General features: G+C 65.0%; 17 protein-coding genes. 11 read left to right on the top strand and 6 right to left on the bottom strand.

Annotation, left to right across the window (positions count from 1 at the left end; genetic code table 11):
* Window positions 1–57 precede the first annotated feature (57 nt).
* Window positions 58–1,026 carry an EamA family transporter gene (locus GUY37_RS03140; protein WP_166822086.1) on the bottom strand — a complete coding sequence of 323 codons (969 nt, stop codon included), beginning with the start codon at window positions 1,024–1,026 and terminating at the stop codon, window positions 58–60.
* Window positions 1,027–1,349: 323 nt separating this feature from the next.
* Between GUY37_RS03140 and GUY37_RS03135 the strand changes: the two genes are divergently transcribed.
* The 10 genes from GUY37_RS03135 to pspAB all read left to right on the top strand — a co-directional run bounded on the left by GUY37_RS03135 (window position 1,350) and on the right by pspAB (window position 11,166).
* Window positions 1,350–1,949: a CGNR zinc finger domain-containing protein gene (locus GUY37_RS03135; protein WP_166822083.1), complete on the top strand. Its 600-nt coding sequence runs from the start codon at window positions 1,350–1,352 to the stop codon at window positions 1,947–1,949.
* Between the two features lie 15 nt (window positions 1,950–1,964).
* On the top strand, window positions 1,965–2,765 hold the full coding sequence (locus GUY37_RS03130; protein ID WP_166822080.1) for a hypothetical protein: 801 nt from the start codon (window positions 1,965–1,967) through the stop codon (window positions 2,763–2,765).
* A 212-nt stretch (window positions 2,766–2,977) separates the two neighbouring features.
* Window positions 2,978–3,736: a response regulator transcription factor gene (locus GUY37_RS03125; protein ID WP_152346812.1), complete on the top strand. Its 759-nt coding sequence runs from the start codon at window positions 2,978–2,980 to the stop codon at window positions 3,734–3,736.
* Window positions 3,737–3,766: 30 nt separating this feature from the next.
* Entirely contained in the window at window positions 3,767–5,716 is a 1,950-nt protein-coding gene (locus GUY37_RS03120; protein ID WP_228278333.1) for a sensor histidine kinase, read from the top strand.
* Window positions 5,713–7,845, top strand: a complete 2,133-nt coding sequence (locus GUY37_RS03115; RefSeq protein ID WP_166822077.1) for a S1C family serine protease — start codon at window positions 5,713–5,715, stop codon at window positions 7,843–7,845. Before GUY37_RS03120 ends, GUY37_RS03115 begins: the two co-directional genes overlap by 4 nt.
* A gap of 181 nt (window positions 7,846–8,026) precedes the next feature.
* Window positions 8,027–8,314 (top strand): WXG100 family type VII secretion target, encoded by a 288-nt coding sequence (locus tag GUY37_RS03110; protein ID WP_035321190.1) that lies wholly within the window; start codon window positions 8,027–8,029, stop codon window positions 8,312–8,314.
* A 178-nt stretch (window positions 8,315–8,492) separates the two neighbouring features.
* Window positions 8,493–9,242, top strand: a complete 750-nt coding sequence (locus GUY37_RS03105) for a PspA/IM30 family protein (protein ID WP_152346813.1) — start codon at window positions 8,493–8,495, stop codon at window positions 9,240–9,242.
* Window positions 9,239–9,523, top strand: coding sequence for a PspA-associated protein PspAA (gene pspAA / locus GUY37_RS03100; protein ID WP_166822074.1), 285 nt, complete (start codon window positions 9,239–9,241; stop codon window positions 9,521–9,523). The genes GUY37_RS03105 and pspAA overlap by 4 nt, the downstream gene beginning before the upstream one ends.
* 85 nt (window positions 9,524–9,608) lie before the next feature.
* On the top strand, window positions 9,609–10,520 hold the full coding sequence (htpX, locus tag GUY37_RS03095; RefSeq protein ID WP_166822071.1) for a zinc metalloprotease HtpX: 912 nt from the start codon (window positions 9,609–9,611) through the stop codon (window positions 10,518–10,520).
* A gap of 46 nt (window positions 10,521–10,566) precedes the next feature.
* The gene (gene pspAB / locus GUY37_RS03090; protein WP_166822068.1) at window positions 10,567–11,166 is read left to right on the top strand and encodes a PspA-associated protein PspAB; all 600 of its coding nucleotides are present in this window, start codon (window positions 10,567–10,569) and stop codon (window positions 11,164–11,166) included.
* Between the two features lie 183 nt (window positions 11,167–11,349).
* Here the strand turns inward: pspAB and GUY37_RS03085 are convergent, their stop codons facing one another.
* The 3 genes from GUY37_RS03085 to GUY37_RS03075 all read right to left on the bottom strand — a co-directional run bounded on the left by GUY37_RS03085 (window position 11,350) and on the right by GUY37_RS03075 (window position 13,241).
* Entirely contained in the window at window positions 11,350–11,568 is a 219-nt protein-coding gene (locus tag GUY37_RS03085) for an RNA-binding S4 domain-containing protein (RefSeq protein ID WP_166822064.1), read from the bottom strand.
* The gene (locus GUY37_RS03080) at window positions 11,568–12,389 is read right to left on the bottom strand and encodes a hypothetical protein (protein ID WP_152346818.1); all 822 of its coding nucleotides are present in this window, start codon (window positions 12,387–12,389) and stop codon (window positions 11,568–11,570) included. Before GUY37_RS03080 ends, GUY37_RS03085 begins: the two co-directional genes overlap by 1 nt.
* Before the next feature lie 102 nt (window positions 12,390–12,491).
* The gene (locus GUY37_RS03075) at window positions 12,492–13,241 is read right to left on the bottom strand and encodes a sulfite exporter TauE/SafE family protein (RefSeq protein ID WP_166822061.1); all 750 of its coding nucleotides are present in this window, start codon (window positions 13,239–13,241) and stop codon (window positions 12,492–12,494) included.
* 76 nt (window positions 13,242–13,317) lie between these two features.
* On the opposite strand from GUY37_RS03075, the gene GUY37_RS03070 reads away from it, so the two are divergent.
* Window positions 13,318–14,085: a DUF1707 SHOCT-like domain-containing protein gene (locus GUY37_RS03070; RefSeq protein ID WP_166822058.1), complete on the top strand. Its 768-nt coding sequence runs from the start codon at window positions 13,318–13,320 to the stop codon at window positions 14,083–14,085.
* A 9-nt stretch (window positions 14,086–14,094) separates the two neighbouring features.
* On the opposite strand, the gene GUY37_RS03065 is transcribed toward GUY37_RS03070, so the two are convergent.
* Together GUY37_RS03065 and groL are read right to left on the bottom strand one after the other, a co-directional pair.
* Window positions 14,095–14,478: a nuclear transport factor 2-like protein gene (locus tag GUY37_RS03065; protein WP_166822055.1), complete on the bottom strand. Its 384-nt coding sequence runs from the start codon at window positions 14,476–14,478 to the stop codon at window positions 14,095–14,097.
* A 231-nt stretch (window positions 14,479–14,709) separates the two neighbouring features.
* On the bottom strand, window positions 14,710–16,353 hold the full coding sequence (groL, locus tag GUY37_RS03060) for a chaperonin GroEL (protein WP_152346822.1): 1,644 nt from the start codon (window positions 16,351–16,353) through the stop codon (window positions 14,710–14,712).
* Window positions 16,354–16,716 lie beyond the last annotated feature (363 nt).

Raw genomic sequence — 16,716 nt, 5'->3', positions numbered from 1 at the left:
CCTCCCGAGCTACCTGACGGGGGCCCAGCAACCTCGCGCTAGGTTGCTGCGCCGCCGTCAGGTAGTAATAAGGGAGGAGTCGGCGCTCGATTTGGCGACGACCTCACGGCGGGCGACGCGACGAGCCAGGCGGGACTCGCCCCACTTGATGAAGCCGACGCCGCCGAGGATGAAGACTCCGCCGAAGAGCTGGATCGGGGCGGGCATTTCGAAGAGGACCAGCCAGGCGACGATGACGGAGAACGGGACCTCGACGAGGTTGACGAACGATCCGACGGTCGCCCCGACATAGCGCAGACCGAGGATGCCGGTGATGTACGCACCGACGGTGAAGACGACGATCATCGCCATCGGCACGACCCACGACATCGACACCCCGCCGAAGTCGACGTCAGCAGTCACCGCGTTCCACGGCATGACGCCGGCGAGCACGATGACCGACATCGCCAGCGCCCCGATGCCCATGCCCAGACCGGTCAGAGCGACCGGCGGGATCGTGATCGTGTCCTTCGCAGAGACGAGGAAGTAGCTGGCCAGGCACACTGCGGCGGCCATGGCCATGACCACGCCGAAAATGCTGATCGACGACCCGCGCAGGTTGAGCACGAGCAGGAGACCGATCATCGAGACCACAACACCGACGAACGTCACGGTCGCCGGCCGAGTCCGCGTCCGGGCCCAGATCCAGAAGACGATGAGCATCGGCGCGGTCATCTCCAGCAGCAGCGCCACGGCCACGGTGAGGTGTTCGACGGCGACGAAGTAGAACCCCTGGACACCGGCCATCGAGACCAGGCCGTAGGTGACGACGGTCCGCCAGTGCGTGAGCACTTCGCCCCAGCGTCCGCGCAGGGCGATGAGGGTGGGGATGAGCAGCAGGATGGCGGAACCGGCCAGGCGGATGAGCACCACCGCGCCCGGCGTCCACCCGATCGCGTACATCGTCTTCGCGATCGGCCCCGACACCGCGAAGAAGAACGCGGAGGCAAGAGTGAGCAGGAACCCTGCGATGACGGTGCGATTCATTCCTGACCTCCTGATGTGGTGAAACGTCGAGTGGTGCTCGGGGACAGATGTCCGCCGAGGCAGTGGTGCGGTGTTGAGTTGATGGTGCGGTGCCGGATCATGACCTCGCCGAGGCGGCCCGACGATCGCCAGTTCCCCTCGCCGAGGCGGTCCGACGTCGACATCGGCGTGACCGTTTCGTCGTTCTGCCGTGCCTGCGCGTCTTCGGGTTGTGCAGGACCTCAGCGGGTCCTGTGGAATGTCCGGTTTCAGTATCGACCCTGAAATTGAAATGGGTCAAGTGCATTTTGGTCCTTACATCCTGTGGCAGAATGGTTCCCGCCATGGCCTTCACCTACGACATTCGCGCGAACCTCACGATGCTCGTCGATCTCCTCAACACCTCCGGCGACATCACCGACGGCGGCGATGAACTGACGACAACCGCGAAACTCCGCGAATTCGCGGCCCGACACGACTTCTCCGGCCCCTTGACCGCCACCAGAAACGACGTCGACGAGACCCTGAAACTGCGCCGACGATTCGCTGCAGCCCTGGACTCGAGCATCGACGCTGAGACCGATGACGAGTTCGAAGCGGGCACGATCGCAGTCGTCGATGAGATCAATCTCACACTCAGTGACTCGGGCTCCGTACCGCAATTGGTCAAACACGACCATTGGGATTGGCACCTGCACGCCACCGGCGCTCAAGCCAGCCTGGCCGACCGCGTGGCCGCCGATGTCGCCCTCGTCCTCATCGACCTCATCCGCTCCGGGGACCTCGACCGACTCGGCCGCTGCGCCGCCGAGGACTGCCGCGCCTACCTCGCCGACTTCAGCCGCAACCGTTCGAAGCGCTTCTGCGATACGGGCAGCTGTGCGACCCGCACGCACGTCGCGGCCTTCCGCGCCCGCCACTCCGACGCCGATTCCCACGACTGACCCGAGGACCCGACCATGTCACTTGAGCCGCTGCGCATCAGCGCCGGACGCAAGCTCGCCGCCGGCCTTGCAGGCATCATCACCATGTCGATCACACTGACGTCGGGTTTCGCCACCTCAGTATTGATCTTCCTCCCCACCGGCCCTGCGGAACCGCTCAGCCAGAAACTCCTCTTCGGCACCCTCGCCGTTATCGTGGCCACCGTCTCTATGGCCGTCAGCTTTCTACTCGTGCGTGCGGCACTCGGCCGCATCCGCACCGGCGGCAGCCTGTCTCGATTCTTCCGATATCAACTGGCAGCCTTCGGGGCCGGCGGTGGGCTCGGCCTCGGCTTCGCGCCAGCCATGACCGACGCAGCTCCGGCCTGGTGGGTGGTTTCGATTGCCGCCGGCGTCGGACTCATCGCCGTCTCCCTGCTCGCCTTCCGCAGGGCCCGCCACCCGATCCTCAGTCGTCCCCCGTATCCGCACTTGGGCCTGACCGAAGGCAGTGTCATCGACTACTGGTCCGAAGCGCATACGAGGGGCCCGAGCCTGACCGTGGTTCATTTCGTCGACGACAGGGGGCGAGAGCGGTGGGCGCGTCACCTCGTCCAGCAGAGGCCGTCGCTGGCCGGGACGCGCGGCCAGGTGGTCTATGACCGTCGTCGTCCTGAAAGAGTTCAACGCTTCGCCGTCACCCAGCAGCTCTTCGATCTCCGCCCGCCGCGCGAGATCCAGGAGGATCCGACATCTCGGTCGTACACCATCTTCCCGATGCCTCCCGGCCCTCGCACGCCGCGGGGAGGACGAAGACAATCAAACCGCCCACGCTGAGCAGAACCCACTCACGCCCGCCTCGGCGAGCATTTCTGAGCACAAACTGATCGCAGCCACATATTTCACTGAAATCCGGCTTTCGTTCCTGAGTACGAATGCCCGATCAGGGGTCCAAAAGGACTTTCCTGAGAGTTTTCGAGTGACCCACATCACATTCGCATCCAGGTAATCTTCAGCACACTCCCAGAAATGGGTCTCAGACTGGTTTCATGACTACAGCGCAGAACGACACCGACATCGAAGCCACACTGCTCGTTGTCGATGATGAGCCCAATATCCGCGAACTCCTGTCCACCAGTCTCCGCTTCGCCGGTTTCGACGTCGTCTCCGCCGCCAACGGCGCCGAGGCGCTCCGACTGGCCGAGCAGACCGAAATCGATCTGCTCGTCCTCGACGTCATGCTCCCGGACATGGACGGCTTCACCGTCACCCGCCGTCTGCGCCAGATCGGCATGAACGCACCCGTCGTGTTCCTCACCGCCCGTGACGACACCTCGGACAAGATCACCGGACTGACTGTCGGCGGCGATGACTATGTGACGAAGCCCTTCAGCCTCGAAGAGGTCGTCGCCCGCATCCGCGCCGTCCTCCGCCGCACCCGCAATCTCGAGGACGAGGAGAACGCCGTCATCGTGGCGGGCGACCTCGAACTCGACGACGACACGCATGAGGTCCGCCGCTCCGGCATCCTCATCGACCTCTCCCCCACCGAATTCAAGCTGCTGCGCTACCTCATGCTGAATACGAACCGTGTGCTCTCGAAGTCGCAGATCCTCGACCATGTGTGGGAATACGACTTCGGCGGCGACACCGGGATCGTCGAGTCCTATATCTCCTACCTGCGCCGCAAGATCGACGTCACCCCGGAGACGGATGCCGCCGGTCACCCCGTCGAGATGGAGTGGACCCCGATGATCCAGACCAAGCGCGGGGTCGGCTACATGCTGCGCACACCGGAATCCAAGTAGTCGTCCATGCAAGGACGATAGATTACATACGTGGCAATAGAATCCCGTCCCTCCCGTCCCGGCTTCTGGGAAGAATGGTCTCTGACCACCAAGCTGCTGGCCATCATGATGCTGCTCATGCTGCTCGTCCTCACGGGGACGAGCGCTTGGGTGTTGGAGAACCTGCGCGACAGCCTCGTCCAGCGCACCGATGAACGTCTCATCAGCGCCTCCGAGACCCTGGCGAAGCAGGCCTACCAGGATGTGTTCCAACAGGCCGAACTCCAATCGGGGGAGGGTGCCGACAGCGGCGAGGATGCGCCGTCGTCGACGACGATCGATTCGAATTCCTGGGATCAGCTCAAGAGCCTCCTGCCGGGAGGCTTCTATGTGCAGTTCTACGACACGAACGGTGATCCGATCCGCGATCCCGTCGCCCCGGAGCCGCAGAACCGTCCGATCCTGCCGAAGGTCGATGAGCAGGAAGTCTATGCCCGCGGCGGCGAGCCCTTCACCGTCGCCGGGACGAGTTCGAAGTGGCGAGCGCGGGCGATGAAGGTCAAGAACACCGACGTGCTCGTGTCCATTGCGGTGCCCTTCGACCGCGAGGTCGACAACATCAACGAGCGGGCCCGGAACACGATGATCGGCATCGGTCTGCTGGCCCTGGCGATGGTCGCCGGCGTCGGCTACTGGGCGATCAACAACACGTTCCGACCGCTGCGCGATATCGAGAAGACCGCCTCCCGCATCGCCGCCGGCGACCTGTCCCAACGCGTGCCCAGTTATCCGCGCAACACCGAGCTCGGTCGTCTGTCGGCGGCGCTGAACACCATGCTCGGACGCATCGAGGACTCCTTCGACGGACAGACCCGCTCGGAGAAGCGCATCCGCCAGTTCGTCTCCGATGCCTCCCACGAGCTGCGGACCCCGCTGGTGACGATCCGCGGTTATGCGGAGCTGTACCGGCAGGGTGCGATCACGAAGTCCGAGGATATCGGGAATGCGATGGAGCGGATGGAGTCCGAGGCCAAACGCATGGGCGTCCTCGTCGACGATCTCGTGGTCCTCGCCCGCCTCGATGAGCAGCGGGCCGCCGAGATCGGTCCGATCGACCTGCACAAGGTCGTCCGCGATGCCGCCGCCGATGCCGCGGCGCAGGCCCCGGACCGCGATATCAGCTTCATCGGACTCGACGGCGAGGATGCGCAGCCGGTGCCGATGATCCGCGGTTCCGAGTCGAAGATCCGACAGGTCATCGTCAACCTCGCCGGCAACGCCGTACGCCACACGCCTGAGCACACGGCGATCGAATTCGCCGTCGGCGTCGTCGGTCTGCCCGAGTCGGTCGATCCCGATTCCGCTGACACCGGCGAGATCCGTGAAGGCGGCGCCCGAGGTCAGAACGGCCGCAACGGGGCGAAGAACGGGGCGAAGGACAAACCGCGTGAGCGCGGATTCGTCACCGGTGGGGTCCGCATCTTCCGCCGAGGCGACTCTGCCGGAAGCGACCAAGCCGACACCCAGCCGAACCCCCAGACCGGACCGCAGGCCGAAGAACAGGCAGACTCGCACACCGCTGCACAGACGGGACCGCAGACCGGACCACAACCCGACCTGCAGTCCGAGGATCGGCCCCAAAGCTCCGAGCCGGCGAACATCGTCCCCGATGTCACGGCGGCCGGATCGATCACGGTCGATGAGTCTCTGCGCGGATTCCCCAACGGTCGGGTCCGCTTCGAGGTCAGGGACCACGGCGACGGAATCGACCCCGAGGTGGTCCCGCGCATCTTCGAGCGCTTCTACCGTCTCGACGTCTCCCGGACCCGGGACACCGGCGGATCGGGCCTCGGGCTGTCGATCGTCAAGGCGATCGTGGAGAACCACCATGGTTCGATCTCCGTCCACGAAACTCCGGGCGGCGGTGCAACGTTCCGCATCGACCTGCCCATCTCTGAAAACGGCGAAACCGCTGCGGACACACGAAAGGACGAGCGATGAACGAGAACAACGACCATCCGGGTGAGGTGTCCCGCAGCTCCGGACCGGACGATCAGTCTCCGCGCACGTCAGCGGATCAGGACAGCGGTTCCGCCGGGGGCCGTCGCAGCCCATCGGCCGGAGGCTACCGCGGATCCGGTGCCGAGGTCCCGCGCACCTTCCCGTCCCAGTCCAGCGGCCCTGCTCGGGTCAGCCCACCCGTCGCCCCGCCCGAGAGACGCCCCGACGTTCCGTCGACTCAAACGCAGAACCCTGTGGACGCATCCCCTCACCGAGGCGGCTCCCCCTCCCCGCAGCCCGCCCCCTCCCATCCCGGTGGGCAGCAGGGAGGAGGACACTACGGCGAACGATCGGACGGGCAGCATGGCCAGCCGGGCCAACCTGGCGGCCAGCAGGCCCGACCCCAGCAGCCGTCGCCGTATCAGGCAGGCGGGCAGCCGTCCTCTCCGTATCAGTCGGGCAGCCAACAGCAGGGAGGTCAGCCGGGCTACCAGGGACACCAGAGCGCCCAGGGCAGCTACGGCAACCAACCGCAGCCTGGTCAGCCGGACGTCCAGCAGAACCAGCCTCCGCACCATTCCCCGTACGGTGTGGCCCAACAGGGTGGGCCGCAGGCGTATCCGGGTCAGAACAACAACGCTCAGTACGGCACAGGCGCTTCTGCCTCCGGAGCCGGAGCAGCTGCAGCCGGTGCTGGCGGCTATCAGAGCGGGTCGAGCTCCCAGCAGACAGGTTCCGCCGGCTATCCATATGGCCCCAGTCACCCGAACAGCCCTGGCCACCCGAATGGCCTTGGCCACCCGAGTGATCCCGGCTACCCGAACGCTCCGGACCAGCAGAATGGTCCCGGCCAGCACAACGGTCCGGGCCAACCGACCGGCTCCGACTCCTATTCGGCAGCCCCCGGATCAGATCCCTATTCCTCGGGATTCGCAGCCGTCGGATCCCAACCCGGCCCCGGTGGTCCCGGCGGCCCAGTCGGGCCGGACGGGTTCGGACCGTACGGAGCTCAGCAGCCGCCTCGGCGAGAGAAGAAGGGACCCGGTTGGGGCGCGACGGTCGCGATCGCGCTCGTGTCCGCCCTCCTCGGTGGGGCCCTGGCGTTCGGCGGGAACTATGCGCTCTCGGCACTGCAGAATGACGAACCGCGCAAGGTCGCCGAGCAGACGATCGAGACTCCGGACTGGACGCAGGTGGCGGAGAAGACCTCGGACAGTGTGATGTCGATCCAGGTCGGCACCCGCGGCCAGGTGCAGGGCCTCGGCTCGGGTGCGCTGTACGACGATCAGGGCCACGTCATCACGAACAACCACGTCGTCGCACCTGCGGACACCCCCGACGGCGAGATCGCGGTGACGATGAAGAACGGTGAGACGACGGAGGCGAAGATCGTCGGCCGCGATCCCTCGACCGATATCGCCGTCATCAAGCTCGAACAGGTTCCCGACAGCGTGAAACCGCTGGTCATCGGTGATTCGAAGAAGCTGACCGTGGGCGATCCGGTGATGGCTCTGGGCAATCCGCTCGGTCTGGCCAACACCGTGACCACCGGCATCGTCTCCGCACTCGACCGTCCCGTGTCGACGGAGAACATCGGCGAGGACGCCTCCTCGCAGGAGAAGGAGATGACGATCACGAACGCCATCCAGACGGATGCCGCGATCAACCCGGGCAACTCGGGTGGACCGCTGGTCAACGGTGACGGCGAGTTCATCGGCGTGAACTCGGCGGCGGCATCGCTGAGCCAGGGTGAGGGCGGACAGTCCGGATCGATCGGCATCGGCTTCGCGATCCCCGCGAATCAGGCCGTGATGATCGCCGATCAGCTCATCTCCTCCGGCAAGGCGCAGCATCCGTTCCTCGGCATCACGCTCACCGACGGTCACATCAACAGCGGCGGGATCAGCCGGGGCAGCGCCAAGGTGCAGTCCGTGGCAGGCGGATCCCCGGCGGCCAAGGGCGGCGTCAAGGACGGAGACGACATCATCGAGGTGGCCGGAACCAAGGTGAACAACGCCATCGCCCTGCGTGCCCTCGTCCGCGCTCAGCCGGTGAACACTCCGGTCGAGGTCACCGTGGTCCGCGGCGGGCAGGAGCAGAAGCTCGACGTCACGCTCGTGCTGCAGTAGCTCCGCGACTCAAGCGTCCGAACCTGAGGATGCTGCCGCGACTGGGCCACCTGGAGGGTGTGGACAGCCGAACGCTGTCCACACCCTCTTTCCGTGCTCTTCCACTCCTCGGGCAGCACCGTCGACACTGATCTCGTCTCGCCCGACCGCGGCGGGTCGTTTTCGACCAAGAGGAGTGATCATGAGTTTCGAAGTCGACGCCGAACGCGTCCAATCCGCCGCCACAGCCGCCGCGAACACCTCCCGCAACCTCGTGTCCGAGTCCGACACGATGATGCGCAATCTGCTCGCGCTCCAGGAATGCTGGCGCGGCAGCGCAGCACAGAACTTCCAGGCCGTGGTCAATCAGTGGGAGCGCGCGCAGAAGCAGCTCATGGAGTCGCTCAACTCCGTCCACGGCGCACTCCACACGGCGGCCCGACAGTACTCCGAGGTCGAGGCGGCGAACTCGCGTCTCTTCGCTCCCTGAGCCCCCGAGATTCCGCGGCGGGGGTCTGTTCGTTCTCGTAGTGGGCGTCTGGCAAACTATCAGCCTTTCTCAGTAGACTTGAGAGCGATAGTTCGCGGCGGTGTTGGCCAAGAATCTCCGGACCGGGGTGGATCGGGTTGGCAGCGTCGGGTCAAACCAATGCAGGAGTCGACTACGGATGAGTATCTTCCAACGGATCGCGACGATCTTCGGTGCCAAGGCCAACAAAGCTCTGGACAAGGCCGAGAACCCCAACGAAACCCTTGATTATTCGTACCAGAAGCAGCTGGAGCTGCTGCAGAAGGTCCGTCGTGGTGTTGCCGATGTCGCCACCAGCCGGAAGCGTCTCGAGCTGCAGATGAATCAGCTCGAACAGCAGCAGAACAAGCTCTCCGGTCAGGCCGAGAAAGCCATGCAGATCGGCCGCGAGGACCTCGCCCGCGAGGCTCTGACCCGCAAGTCCGGGCTGACCCAGCAGATCACCGACCTGCAGTCCCAGCACGAAGGACTCCAGGGTGAGGAGCAGAAGCTCACTCTCGCCTCGCAGCGCCTCCAGGCCAAAGTCGATGCCTTCCGCACGAAGAAGGAGACGCTCAAGGCCACCTACAACGCCGCCGACGCACAGACGAAGATCGGCGAGGCGTTTTCGGGCATCTCGGAAGAGCTCGGCGACGTCGGACTTGCGGTCCAGCGCGCCGAGGACAAGACCGCGTCTCTGCAGGCGCGTGCCGGTGCCGTCGACGAGCTTCTCGCATCCGGAGCCCTCGATGATGTCACGGGAACCCAGAAGGACGACATCACCGCCCAGCTCGACTCCCTCTCCAGCGACAATGACGTGGAGATGGAACTCCAGCGGATGCGCGAGTCCCTGCCTGCGGGGTCCGAGAAACAGGACCAGAAGTCGCTCGAAGGTGAGGACCAGCAATGATCATCCGCATCATGGGCGAAGGACAGTTCGACGTCGCCCACGTCGACCAGGACCTGTTGCAGAAGTTCGACAACCAGGTCGAGGACGCCGTCAATGCCGGAAACGAGGAGGCCGTTCGCACCGCGCTGACCTCCCTGCACGACTACGTCACGGCCAACGGGCAGCCGGTCGCCGATGACTACCTCGGATCCTCCGATGTCGTCATCCCATTCGTCGACGCCACCTTGGCCGAGATCGCCGAACTGCTCACCGGCGAGGGCTTCATCCCGGACCCGGCCTGAAACCACTGAGCACCCATATGCACCCGGCCCATTGTCTTCGCTTGAGACGGTGGGCCGGTTCTGCCACACCCAGAGAGGAACGACGATGAAGAATCGCTTCGTCAAAGACAACGGACTGACCATGCGGATGGGATGGACGATCTTCCTCAACGGGCTCATCTACGTCATCCTCATCCTCGCGATCTGGTGGATGTTCGGTCAGAGCATCCCCGGCGTGATCTTCGCCGTCGTCGTCAGCGCCGGTGCGTTCTTCTTCCAGTGGTACTTCTCCGACAAGATCGCCATGCGAGCCATGGGCGGCAGGGAGGTCACCCCCGAGGAGGCTCCGGAGCTGCACACGATCATCGACCGACTCTGCCAGCTTTCAGATTCGACCAAGCCGCGGGTGGCCGTGTCGAACTCCTCGATTCCCAACGCATTCGCCACCGGCCGCTCCCCCGAGCGCTCGGTGGTGTGCGTGACCCGCGGTCTGCTCGAGAAGCTCGACCGCGATGAGGTCGAGGTCGTCCTCGCCCACGAGCTCTCCCACGTCGCCCACCGCGACGTGACCGTGATGACCGTCGCCGGCGTCACCGGTGTGGTCGCTGCACTCATGATGCGCGCCGGGTACTACATGAGCTTCGGACGGTCGAACAACAATAACAACGGCGTCCCGATCCAGCTGCTCTTCATCCTCGTCGGAGCCGTCGTCTACGGTCTGTCGTTCGTCCTCATCCGTGCCCTCTCCCGGTATCGTGAGCTTGCCGCCGACCGCGCCGCAGCCATCCTCACCGGTGCTCCGTCGACGCTGGCATCGGCACTGACGAAGCTGAGCGGGGATATGGCCAAGATCCCGGAGAAGGACCTGCGGTCGTCCGCCTCGGCGAACCATCTGGCGCTCATCCCCGCCATCAGCGGAAAGGCCGCCTTCGGTCAGCTCTTCTCCACCCACCCTTCACTCGAGAAACGCCTGGACCAGCTGGCGAAGATCTCCGGTCAGCTCTCTCGCCCCGAGTGAGCATCCACCGCATCCTTGAACTGCGCACCACCGAATTAGGAGCTCCATGGGATTCTTCGACGCACTGCTCGGTCGATCCAAACCGAAACGGGCCAACCTCGACGACCTGTTCGCCCTGCCCCCGGCCGCACTGACTCTGCAGGCCGCGACCGGCTTCACCCCCACAGGCGTCGGGGCGGTCGCTTTCCGTCAGGTCGAGGGAGCCGCGTTCCAGTCGGCCGAGTCCGAAAGCGTCGCCCTCATCGGCTCCGACCCGGCAGCTTCGGTGCGGCAGGAGAACGACGGCTATGGGTTCACCTGGCAGGTCGTGGCAGATGCGAACGCCGAGGTGGTCAATCTCGTCACGAACATCCATGCCGTGAACTCGGCGCTGGTCAGCCAGGGCTTCGACACGATGCTGCTGTGCACGACCGTGTACTTCGTCCATCCCGACGGGCGTCGGATGGCGCTGGTCTACCAGTACAAGCGCGGGACCTTCTACCCGTTCGTCCAGTCGGGTCCGAAGCAGCGGGACAACCCCTTGGAGATTCAGGTCAAGGGCGTCCTCTCCGGTGAGCTGCCGTTCGAAGAGGACACCTCGAACTGGTCGGCACTGTGGGATGCCCCGGGCATGAACGACACCCCCGGTGCCCCCGAGCTGCAGTAGGCGATCGCGCTGCAGTAGGCGCCCCGCTGCAGTGGGAAATCCAGCTGCAGTGAGCAATCTCCATCCGAACAGAGCCATGGAGGGCGTCCCCGCGGGGACGCCCTCCATGCGCATATGAAGCTGTCAGCTCTGTCTGTACAGTTCTGCTTGCCGGACCGGCAGTCGGTTCAGACGGCAGAGCTGTCAGTCCTGTTCGGCAGCCACCTCGATGACTTCGCCGAGGGCTTCGACGCGGTCGCCGTGACGGATCGTGGCACCGCGGCGGGTCTCGACCTCACCGTTGACGCTGACCTCACCGTCGGCGATCATGTCTTTGGCCATAGCGCCGTGTTCGGCGACTCCATGGAGTTTGAGCAGCTGGCCGAGCCTGATCGACTCGCCGCGGATCTCGATCGTCTCCATCAGAACAGGTCACCGAAGCCGTCGAACAGGCCTCCGCCGTCACCGCCGTCGCCGCCGAAGAAGCCGCCGCCGTCACCGCCGCCCATGTCTCCACCGGCGTCTCCGCCGGCGTCGCCCATGTCGCCTCCGTAGGCGCCGTCCCAGCCGCCGCCCATTCCGCCGAAGAGCATGGCACCCATGAGGACGCCGGGCAGCAGACCGGAGCCTGCATAGGAGTTGAAGTAGCCGCGGTTGTATTCGGCGTAGGCCGGTCCGGCCTCCCAGTAGGCGCGACGGGTGTGTCCGTCGCCGGTGACGACCTTGCGCACCAGCGGATCGGCGCCGACCGCAACACGCTCGGCGTCGGCTGCGCATACCGGCACCGGACGCAGCTGACCGCCGGCCGGAGCCCAGTCGATGTCTTCGACGGAGGGGCCGTGCTGAGGGTTGAAGAAGCAGGGCGGGCGACGCACGGGAAGCGGTTTGCCTTCGACCCGGGCGCGAACGCACTTGGCGGCGTAACGGCCGTCTTCGAGCGCCTCGGTGACGTGGCGGATGTCAGTGGGTTCGGAGACCTTCTCGAGGGTCTCCTTGGCGACGTCGTACGAGTCGAGTGCCTGCTTGTAGTCCTGCGCACCGCCAGTGTCGAGGTCGACACCGGCGGTGATGACATCGAGTTCGGCGACTTCCTCACCGAATGAGGTGACGTCCTCTTCAGCAGTCTTCTTCACCTGCTGAAGTTCGGCGGCGTGCAATTCCCGCTGCCGCTGCTTCTCCTTGCGGTGACCGATGAAGAAAACGGCCCCGAGAACAACGAGCAGCAACAGAAATACTTCGGTCACGATCCATGCCTCCCAGGCTAGCTTTGTCCTCGAACAGTATGCCCGATGAAACTGACAGGCGTCTGAACCTGTGCCCCATATCCGCTCAGTCCCGAAGCTCGTTCAGACCAGTCCCACGACGCCTTTGACCAAGGCCGCGATTCCTCCGCCGAAAGCGAGGACGAGCATCCCGATCCGCGCGATCGCCGCATCGATGTGACGGGAGAGCCAATCACCGCCGACGAGCCCGGCCAGGAGGACGGCTCCGAGCCCGATCCAGACCCCGACCTCCAGATGCGGCCAGGTCCCTCCGTTGATGATCACCTTCATCACCACCGCCGAGGCGGTCCCGACGACCAGGAACGGCTGCAGGGTGGCCGCGAACGACCGCTGCTCCCAGTTCGTCAGCACAGCGTAGGCGCTGACTGCCGGTCCCCCGGCTCCCGCTGCCGCCGACATCGCCCCGGAGAAGAGCCCGGCCGTCAGCCTGGTGCCGAGGTTCGCGGGTATCGCCCGCCCCAGCTTCCCCAAGGTCAGTGAGCTGATGAGGGAGATGACGATGAGCGCACCGATGAGAATCTGCAGGGGTGGGGTGGGCATCGATGACGAGAGGAGCGCGCCGGGGATCGTTCCGATCACCGCACCCAGGGCAAGGTGGCGGAACGGAGGCCATTCCACCTCGGCGAAGGTGCGGACGAAGACGGAGAAGGAGGCGACGATTCCGCAGATGTTGACGAGGATGACTCCGCTGAACGGGTCGAGGAGGAGGACGAGGAACGGGCCGCTGACCAGGCCGAATCCCATCCCGGTGACGCGCTGGGACAATGCACCGAGGAACACGGCGAAGAGGATGAGCACGACGACGGGTTCCACCCGGTCGAGTTTAGCTCAGCCCGATTCCCGGCTGACGCTCAGTCTCACCACTGACCGCGGGGTTAGAGTATTCACCATGAACGCCAGTCCCCTCTGGTCGCGGTTCAGCACAGATCCGCGGTCGTATGGGCAGGTCCGAGCCTCTGATGCCGATCGCGCGATCGTCAGTGATGTCCTCTCGGAGGGCTATGCCCTCGGGCAGCTCGATGTGGAGGAGTTCGATGAGCGCACCGAGGCGGCCGCGAAGATCAAGACGCTCGGTGAAGTCCCAGCGCTGATCGAGGATCTCGTCCTCACCGATCCCACCGATGTCGAACCGGGCAGGCTCGACGAGGCGGGGCGCGCGCAGGCTCTGGCACGTCTCGAGGACGACCGGGTGCCGATCACTCCCGAGCAGATCGATGCTGCGGCGCAGAGGTACTACCGGGATCGGGTGCGCAGGTCGTTGCTCGGCGCCGTCGCAGGTCCTGTCGGGATCACGCTCGCGATCTGGGCGGTCATGTCGATCGCGCGCGGTGAGTTCATCTTCTTCTGGCCGATCTTCGTCATCGTCCCCATGCTCTTAGGCGGATTGGGGCGCATCGCGCACAAGGACGAGATCATCCGCAACCGGAAGAAGGAGCTGACTCGCCGGGCTCGGGCCCACCTCGGCGATGCTGAAGCCAAACGACAGCTCGAGCAGGGCGAACCGCAAGAACGCGATTTCGAATCCGATTTCGGTACGGGGCTGCAGCCGCCGCACCCGCCCCACCCGCCGTTCTCCCCCGGGCAGATCTCACGCCGGGATGATCGGAACCGGCGCAGGGCGCAGCGCCGTCATCACCGTGACAACCCGTGGGACTGAGGGTTCGGCTCAGACCTGGAAGATCCGGATCTGTCCGAAGTCCTGCGCTCTGTGCGTGGTGAACCACATCGTGTGCGAGAAGTGCCGCAGATCGTCGCCGTCCGCCTCGGCCTGCCAGTACCCCCACGCGGCCGCAGCCTTGCCGTGGGTGATCGCTGCTTCGAGGTGTCCGACCTCGGGCGAATGAGCGGACAGCTTCAGCAGCGCCTCGAGGACGCCTTCGCGACCCGTGTGGGTTTCGACGTCGGTCGGGTGAACGATCTGGAGGACGCAGTCGTCAGCGACCGCCTCGGCGAGGGCATCTCCGTCCCCGTTGAAGAGATTCTCTTCGAACGTTGCGACGAAGACGTTCTTCGGACTGTTTCCGCAGGCATCGGTGCCGGTGAAGGTCATAGACCCAGCCTATGCGGAGCGCAGGCGGCTGAACAACGGTTCGGTGAGCAGCCTCGGCGAGAGAATTCGAGAATGCCGGGCGCTCGGCCCGGGAATGCGGGACCCTCTGCCCGGGAATGCGAGACGCTCTGCCCGGGAACGACGGAAACACGACCGGGAAAGCGAGCATGAGAAAAGCCGTGCCGGCGCCCTTGCGGGCACCGGCACGGCCGATCGAACGAGCGGGGACTATCAGAAGCCCATGCCGCCCATTCCACCCATGCCGTCCATGCCGGCAGCTGCGTCTGCACCTGCGGCGGCCTTTTCGGGCTTGTCGGCGACGACCGACTCGGTGGTGAGGAACAGACCGGCGATCGAGGCGGCGTTCTGCAGAGCAGAGCGGGTCACCTTGACCGGGTCGTTGATGCCAGCGGCCAGCAGATCCTCGTACTCACCGGTTGCGGCGTTGAGACCGAATCCGGCTTCGAGGTTGGCGACCTTGTCGGCAACCACACCGGCTTCGAGGCCGGCGTTCGTGGCGATCTGCTTCAGCGGGGCTTCGATGGCAACCTTGACGATGTTGGCACCGGTGGCCTCGTCTCCCTCGAGTGCGAGGTCGGCGAATGCGGCCTTGCCGGCCTGGATGAGCGAGACGCCGCCGCCGGCGACGATTCCCTCTTCCACAGCAGCCTTGGCGTTGCGCACTGCATCTTCGATGCGGTGCTTGGTTTCCTTGAGCTCGACCTCGGTGGCGGCTCCGGCCTTGATGACTGCAACTCCGCCGGCCAGCTTGGCCAGACGTTCCTGCAGCTTCTCACGGTCGTAGTCGGAGTCCGAGTTCTCGATCTCGGCGCGGATCTGAGCGACCCGTCCGGCGATCTCCTCGGCGTCTCCTGCGCCCTCGACGATGGTGGTCTCGTCCTTGGTGATGACGACCTTGCGGGCGGTGCCCAGCAGATCGGTGGTCACGCTGTCGAGCTTGAGCCCGACCTCCTCGGACACGACCTGGCCACCGGTGAGGATGGCGATGTCGGCGAGCTGAGCCTTGCGACGGTCACCGAAGCCCGGAGCCTTGACAGCCACGGACTTGAAGGTGCCCTTGAGCTTATTCAGCACCAGGACGGCCAGGGCTTCGCCCTCGACGTCTTCGGCGATGATGAACAGCGGCTTGTTGGACTGCTGCACCTTCTCGAGGACGGGCAGCAGGTCCTTCACGTTCGAGATCTTGGAGTTGACGATGAGGATGTAGGGATCCTCAAGGACAGCTTCCTGGCGATCGGTGTCGGTGACGAAGTAACCGGAGATGTAGCCCTTGTCGAAGCGCATACCCTCGGTCAGTTCGAGTTCGAGTCCGAAGGTGTTGGACTCCTCGACGGTGACGACGCCTTCCTTGCCGACCTTGTCGATGGCCTCGGCGATCAGTTCGCCGATGGCGGGATCTCCAGCGGAGATGCCTGCGGTGGCGGCGATCTGTTCCTTGGTCTCGATGTCGATGGCGTTGTTCAGCAGAACCTGCGTCACAGCCTCGACGGCCTTCTCGATGCCGCGCTTGAGGCTGAGCGGATCAGCACCGGCTGCCACGTTGCGCAGGCCTTCGCGGACGAGGGCCTGAGCGAGCACGGTAGCGGTGGTGGTTCCGTCGCCTGCGACGTCGTCAGTCTTCTTAGCGACTTCCTTGACGAGCTCGGCGCCGATCTTCTCGTAGGGGTCCTCGAGTTCGATCTCCTTGGCAATGGAGACACCATCGTTGGTGATGGTCGGTGCGCCCCACTGCTTTTCGAGCACGACATTGCGACCGCGGGGTCCAAGGGTCACCTTGACCGCGTCCGCAAGCTGGTTGAGGCCAGCTTCGAGTCCTCGACGAGCTTCTTCGTCGAATGCAATCATCTTTGCCATAGCGGCTTAGATCCTCCCTGATGGAGTGGAGTGGGAATCCAGAGCAGTCGTCAACGCCCGCGACGGCAGAGAGTGTGTCCGCATGTTCCATTCCACATATGGACCACGCTCTCGAGACGACTGGTGGGAACCCGTCGGTTTTCACCAGTACTAGATTTAGCACTCTACCCATGCGAGTGCAAATATTCGTCGCCCGCCATGACGGGCGTGGACCGCTGCGATCCGCGAGTTCTCGGCGCACGGTGACGGCGCACAGGACAGTTCGGCCCAGGGCGAAACGACTGGCGCAGGCGGCGCGCCCGGGATGGTGCGGGCCTCAGATCCTGCCCTCGGCTCGCGCCCCAAGCCTGCGAACAGACTCCG

Origin of the sequence: Brevibacterium limosum (assembly GCF_011617705.1) — a bacterium.
Taxonomy (GTDB): domain Bacteria; phylum Actinomycetota; class Actinomycetes; order Actinomycetales; family Brevibacteriaceae; genus Brevibacterium; species Brevibacterium limosum.
Note: the sequence above shows the minus strand (reverse complement) of the source record. Positions and strands in the feature narration are given on the sequence as shown.

Bases quoted from the DNA above. Each gene is read 5' to 3' on its own strand.
- GUY37_RS03140 (WP_166822086.1), bottom strand. From the start codon at position 1,026: ATGAATCGCACCGTCATCGCAGGGTTCCTGCTCACTCTTGCCTCCGCG.
- GUY37_RS03135 (WP_166822083.1), top strand. From the start codon at position 1,350: ATGGCCTTCACCTACGACATTCGCGCGAACCTCACGATGCTCGTCGAT.
- GUY37_RS03130 (WP_166822080.1), top strand. From the start codon at position 1,965: ATGTCACTTGAGCCGCTGCGCATCAGCGCCGGACGCAAGCTCGCCGCC.
- GUY37_RS03125 (WP_152346812.1), top strand. From the start codon at position 2,978: ATGACTACAGCGCAGAACGACACCGACATCGAAGCCACACTGCTCGTT.
- GUY37_RS03115 (WP_166822077.1), top strand. From the start codon at position 5,713: ATGAACGAGAACAACGACCATCCGGGTGAGGTGTCCCGCAGCTCCGGA.
- GUY37_RS03110 (WP_035321190.1), top strand. From the start codon at position 8,027: ATGAGTTTCGAAGTCGACGCCGAACGCGTCCAATCCGCCGCCACAGCC.
- GUY37_RS03105 (WP_152346813.1), top strand. From the start codon at position 8,493: ATGAGTATCTTCCAACGGATCGCGACGATCTTCGGTGCCAAGGCCAAC.
- pspAA (WP_166822074.1), top strand. From the start codon at position 9,239: ATGATCATCCGCATCATGGGCGAAGGACAGTTCGACGTCGCCCACGTC.
- htpX (WP_166822071.1), top strand. From the start codon at position 9,609: ATGAAGAATCGCTTCGTCAAAGACAACGGACTGACCATGCGGATGGGA.
- pspAB (WP_166822068.1), top strand. From the start codon at position 10,567: ATGGGATTCTTCGACGCACTGCTCGGTCGATCCAAACCGAAACGGGCC.
- GUY37_RS03085 (WP_166822064.1), bottom strand. From the start codon at position 11,568: ATGGAGACGATCGAGATCCGCGGCGAGTCGATCAGGCTCGGCCAGCTG.
- GUY37_RS03070 (WP_166822058.1), top strand. From the start codon at position 13,318: ATGAACGCCAGTCCCCTCTGGTCGCGGTTCAGCACAGATCCGCGGTCG.
- GUY37_RS03065 (WP_166822055.1), bottom strand. From the start codon at position 14,478: ATGACCTTCACCGGCACCGATGCCTGCGGAAACAGTCCGAAGAACGTC.
- groL (WP_152346822.1), bottom strand. From the start codon at position 16,353: ATGGCAAAGATGATTGCATTCGACGAAGAAGCTCGTCGAGGACTCGAA.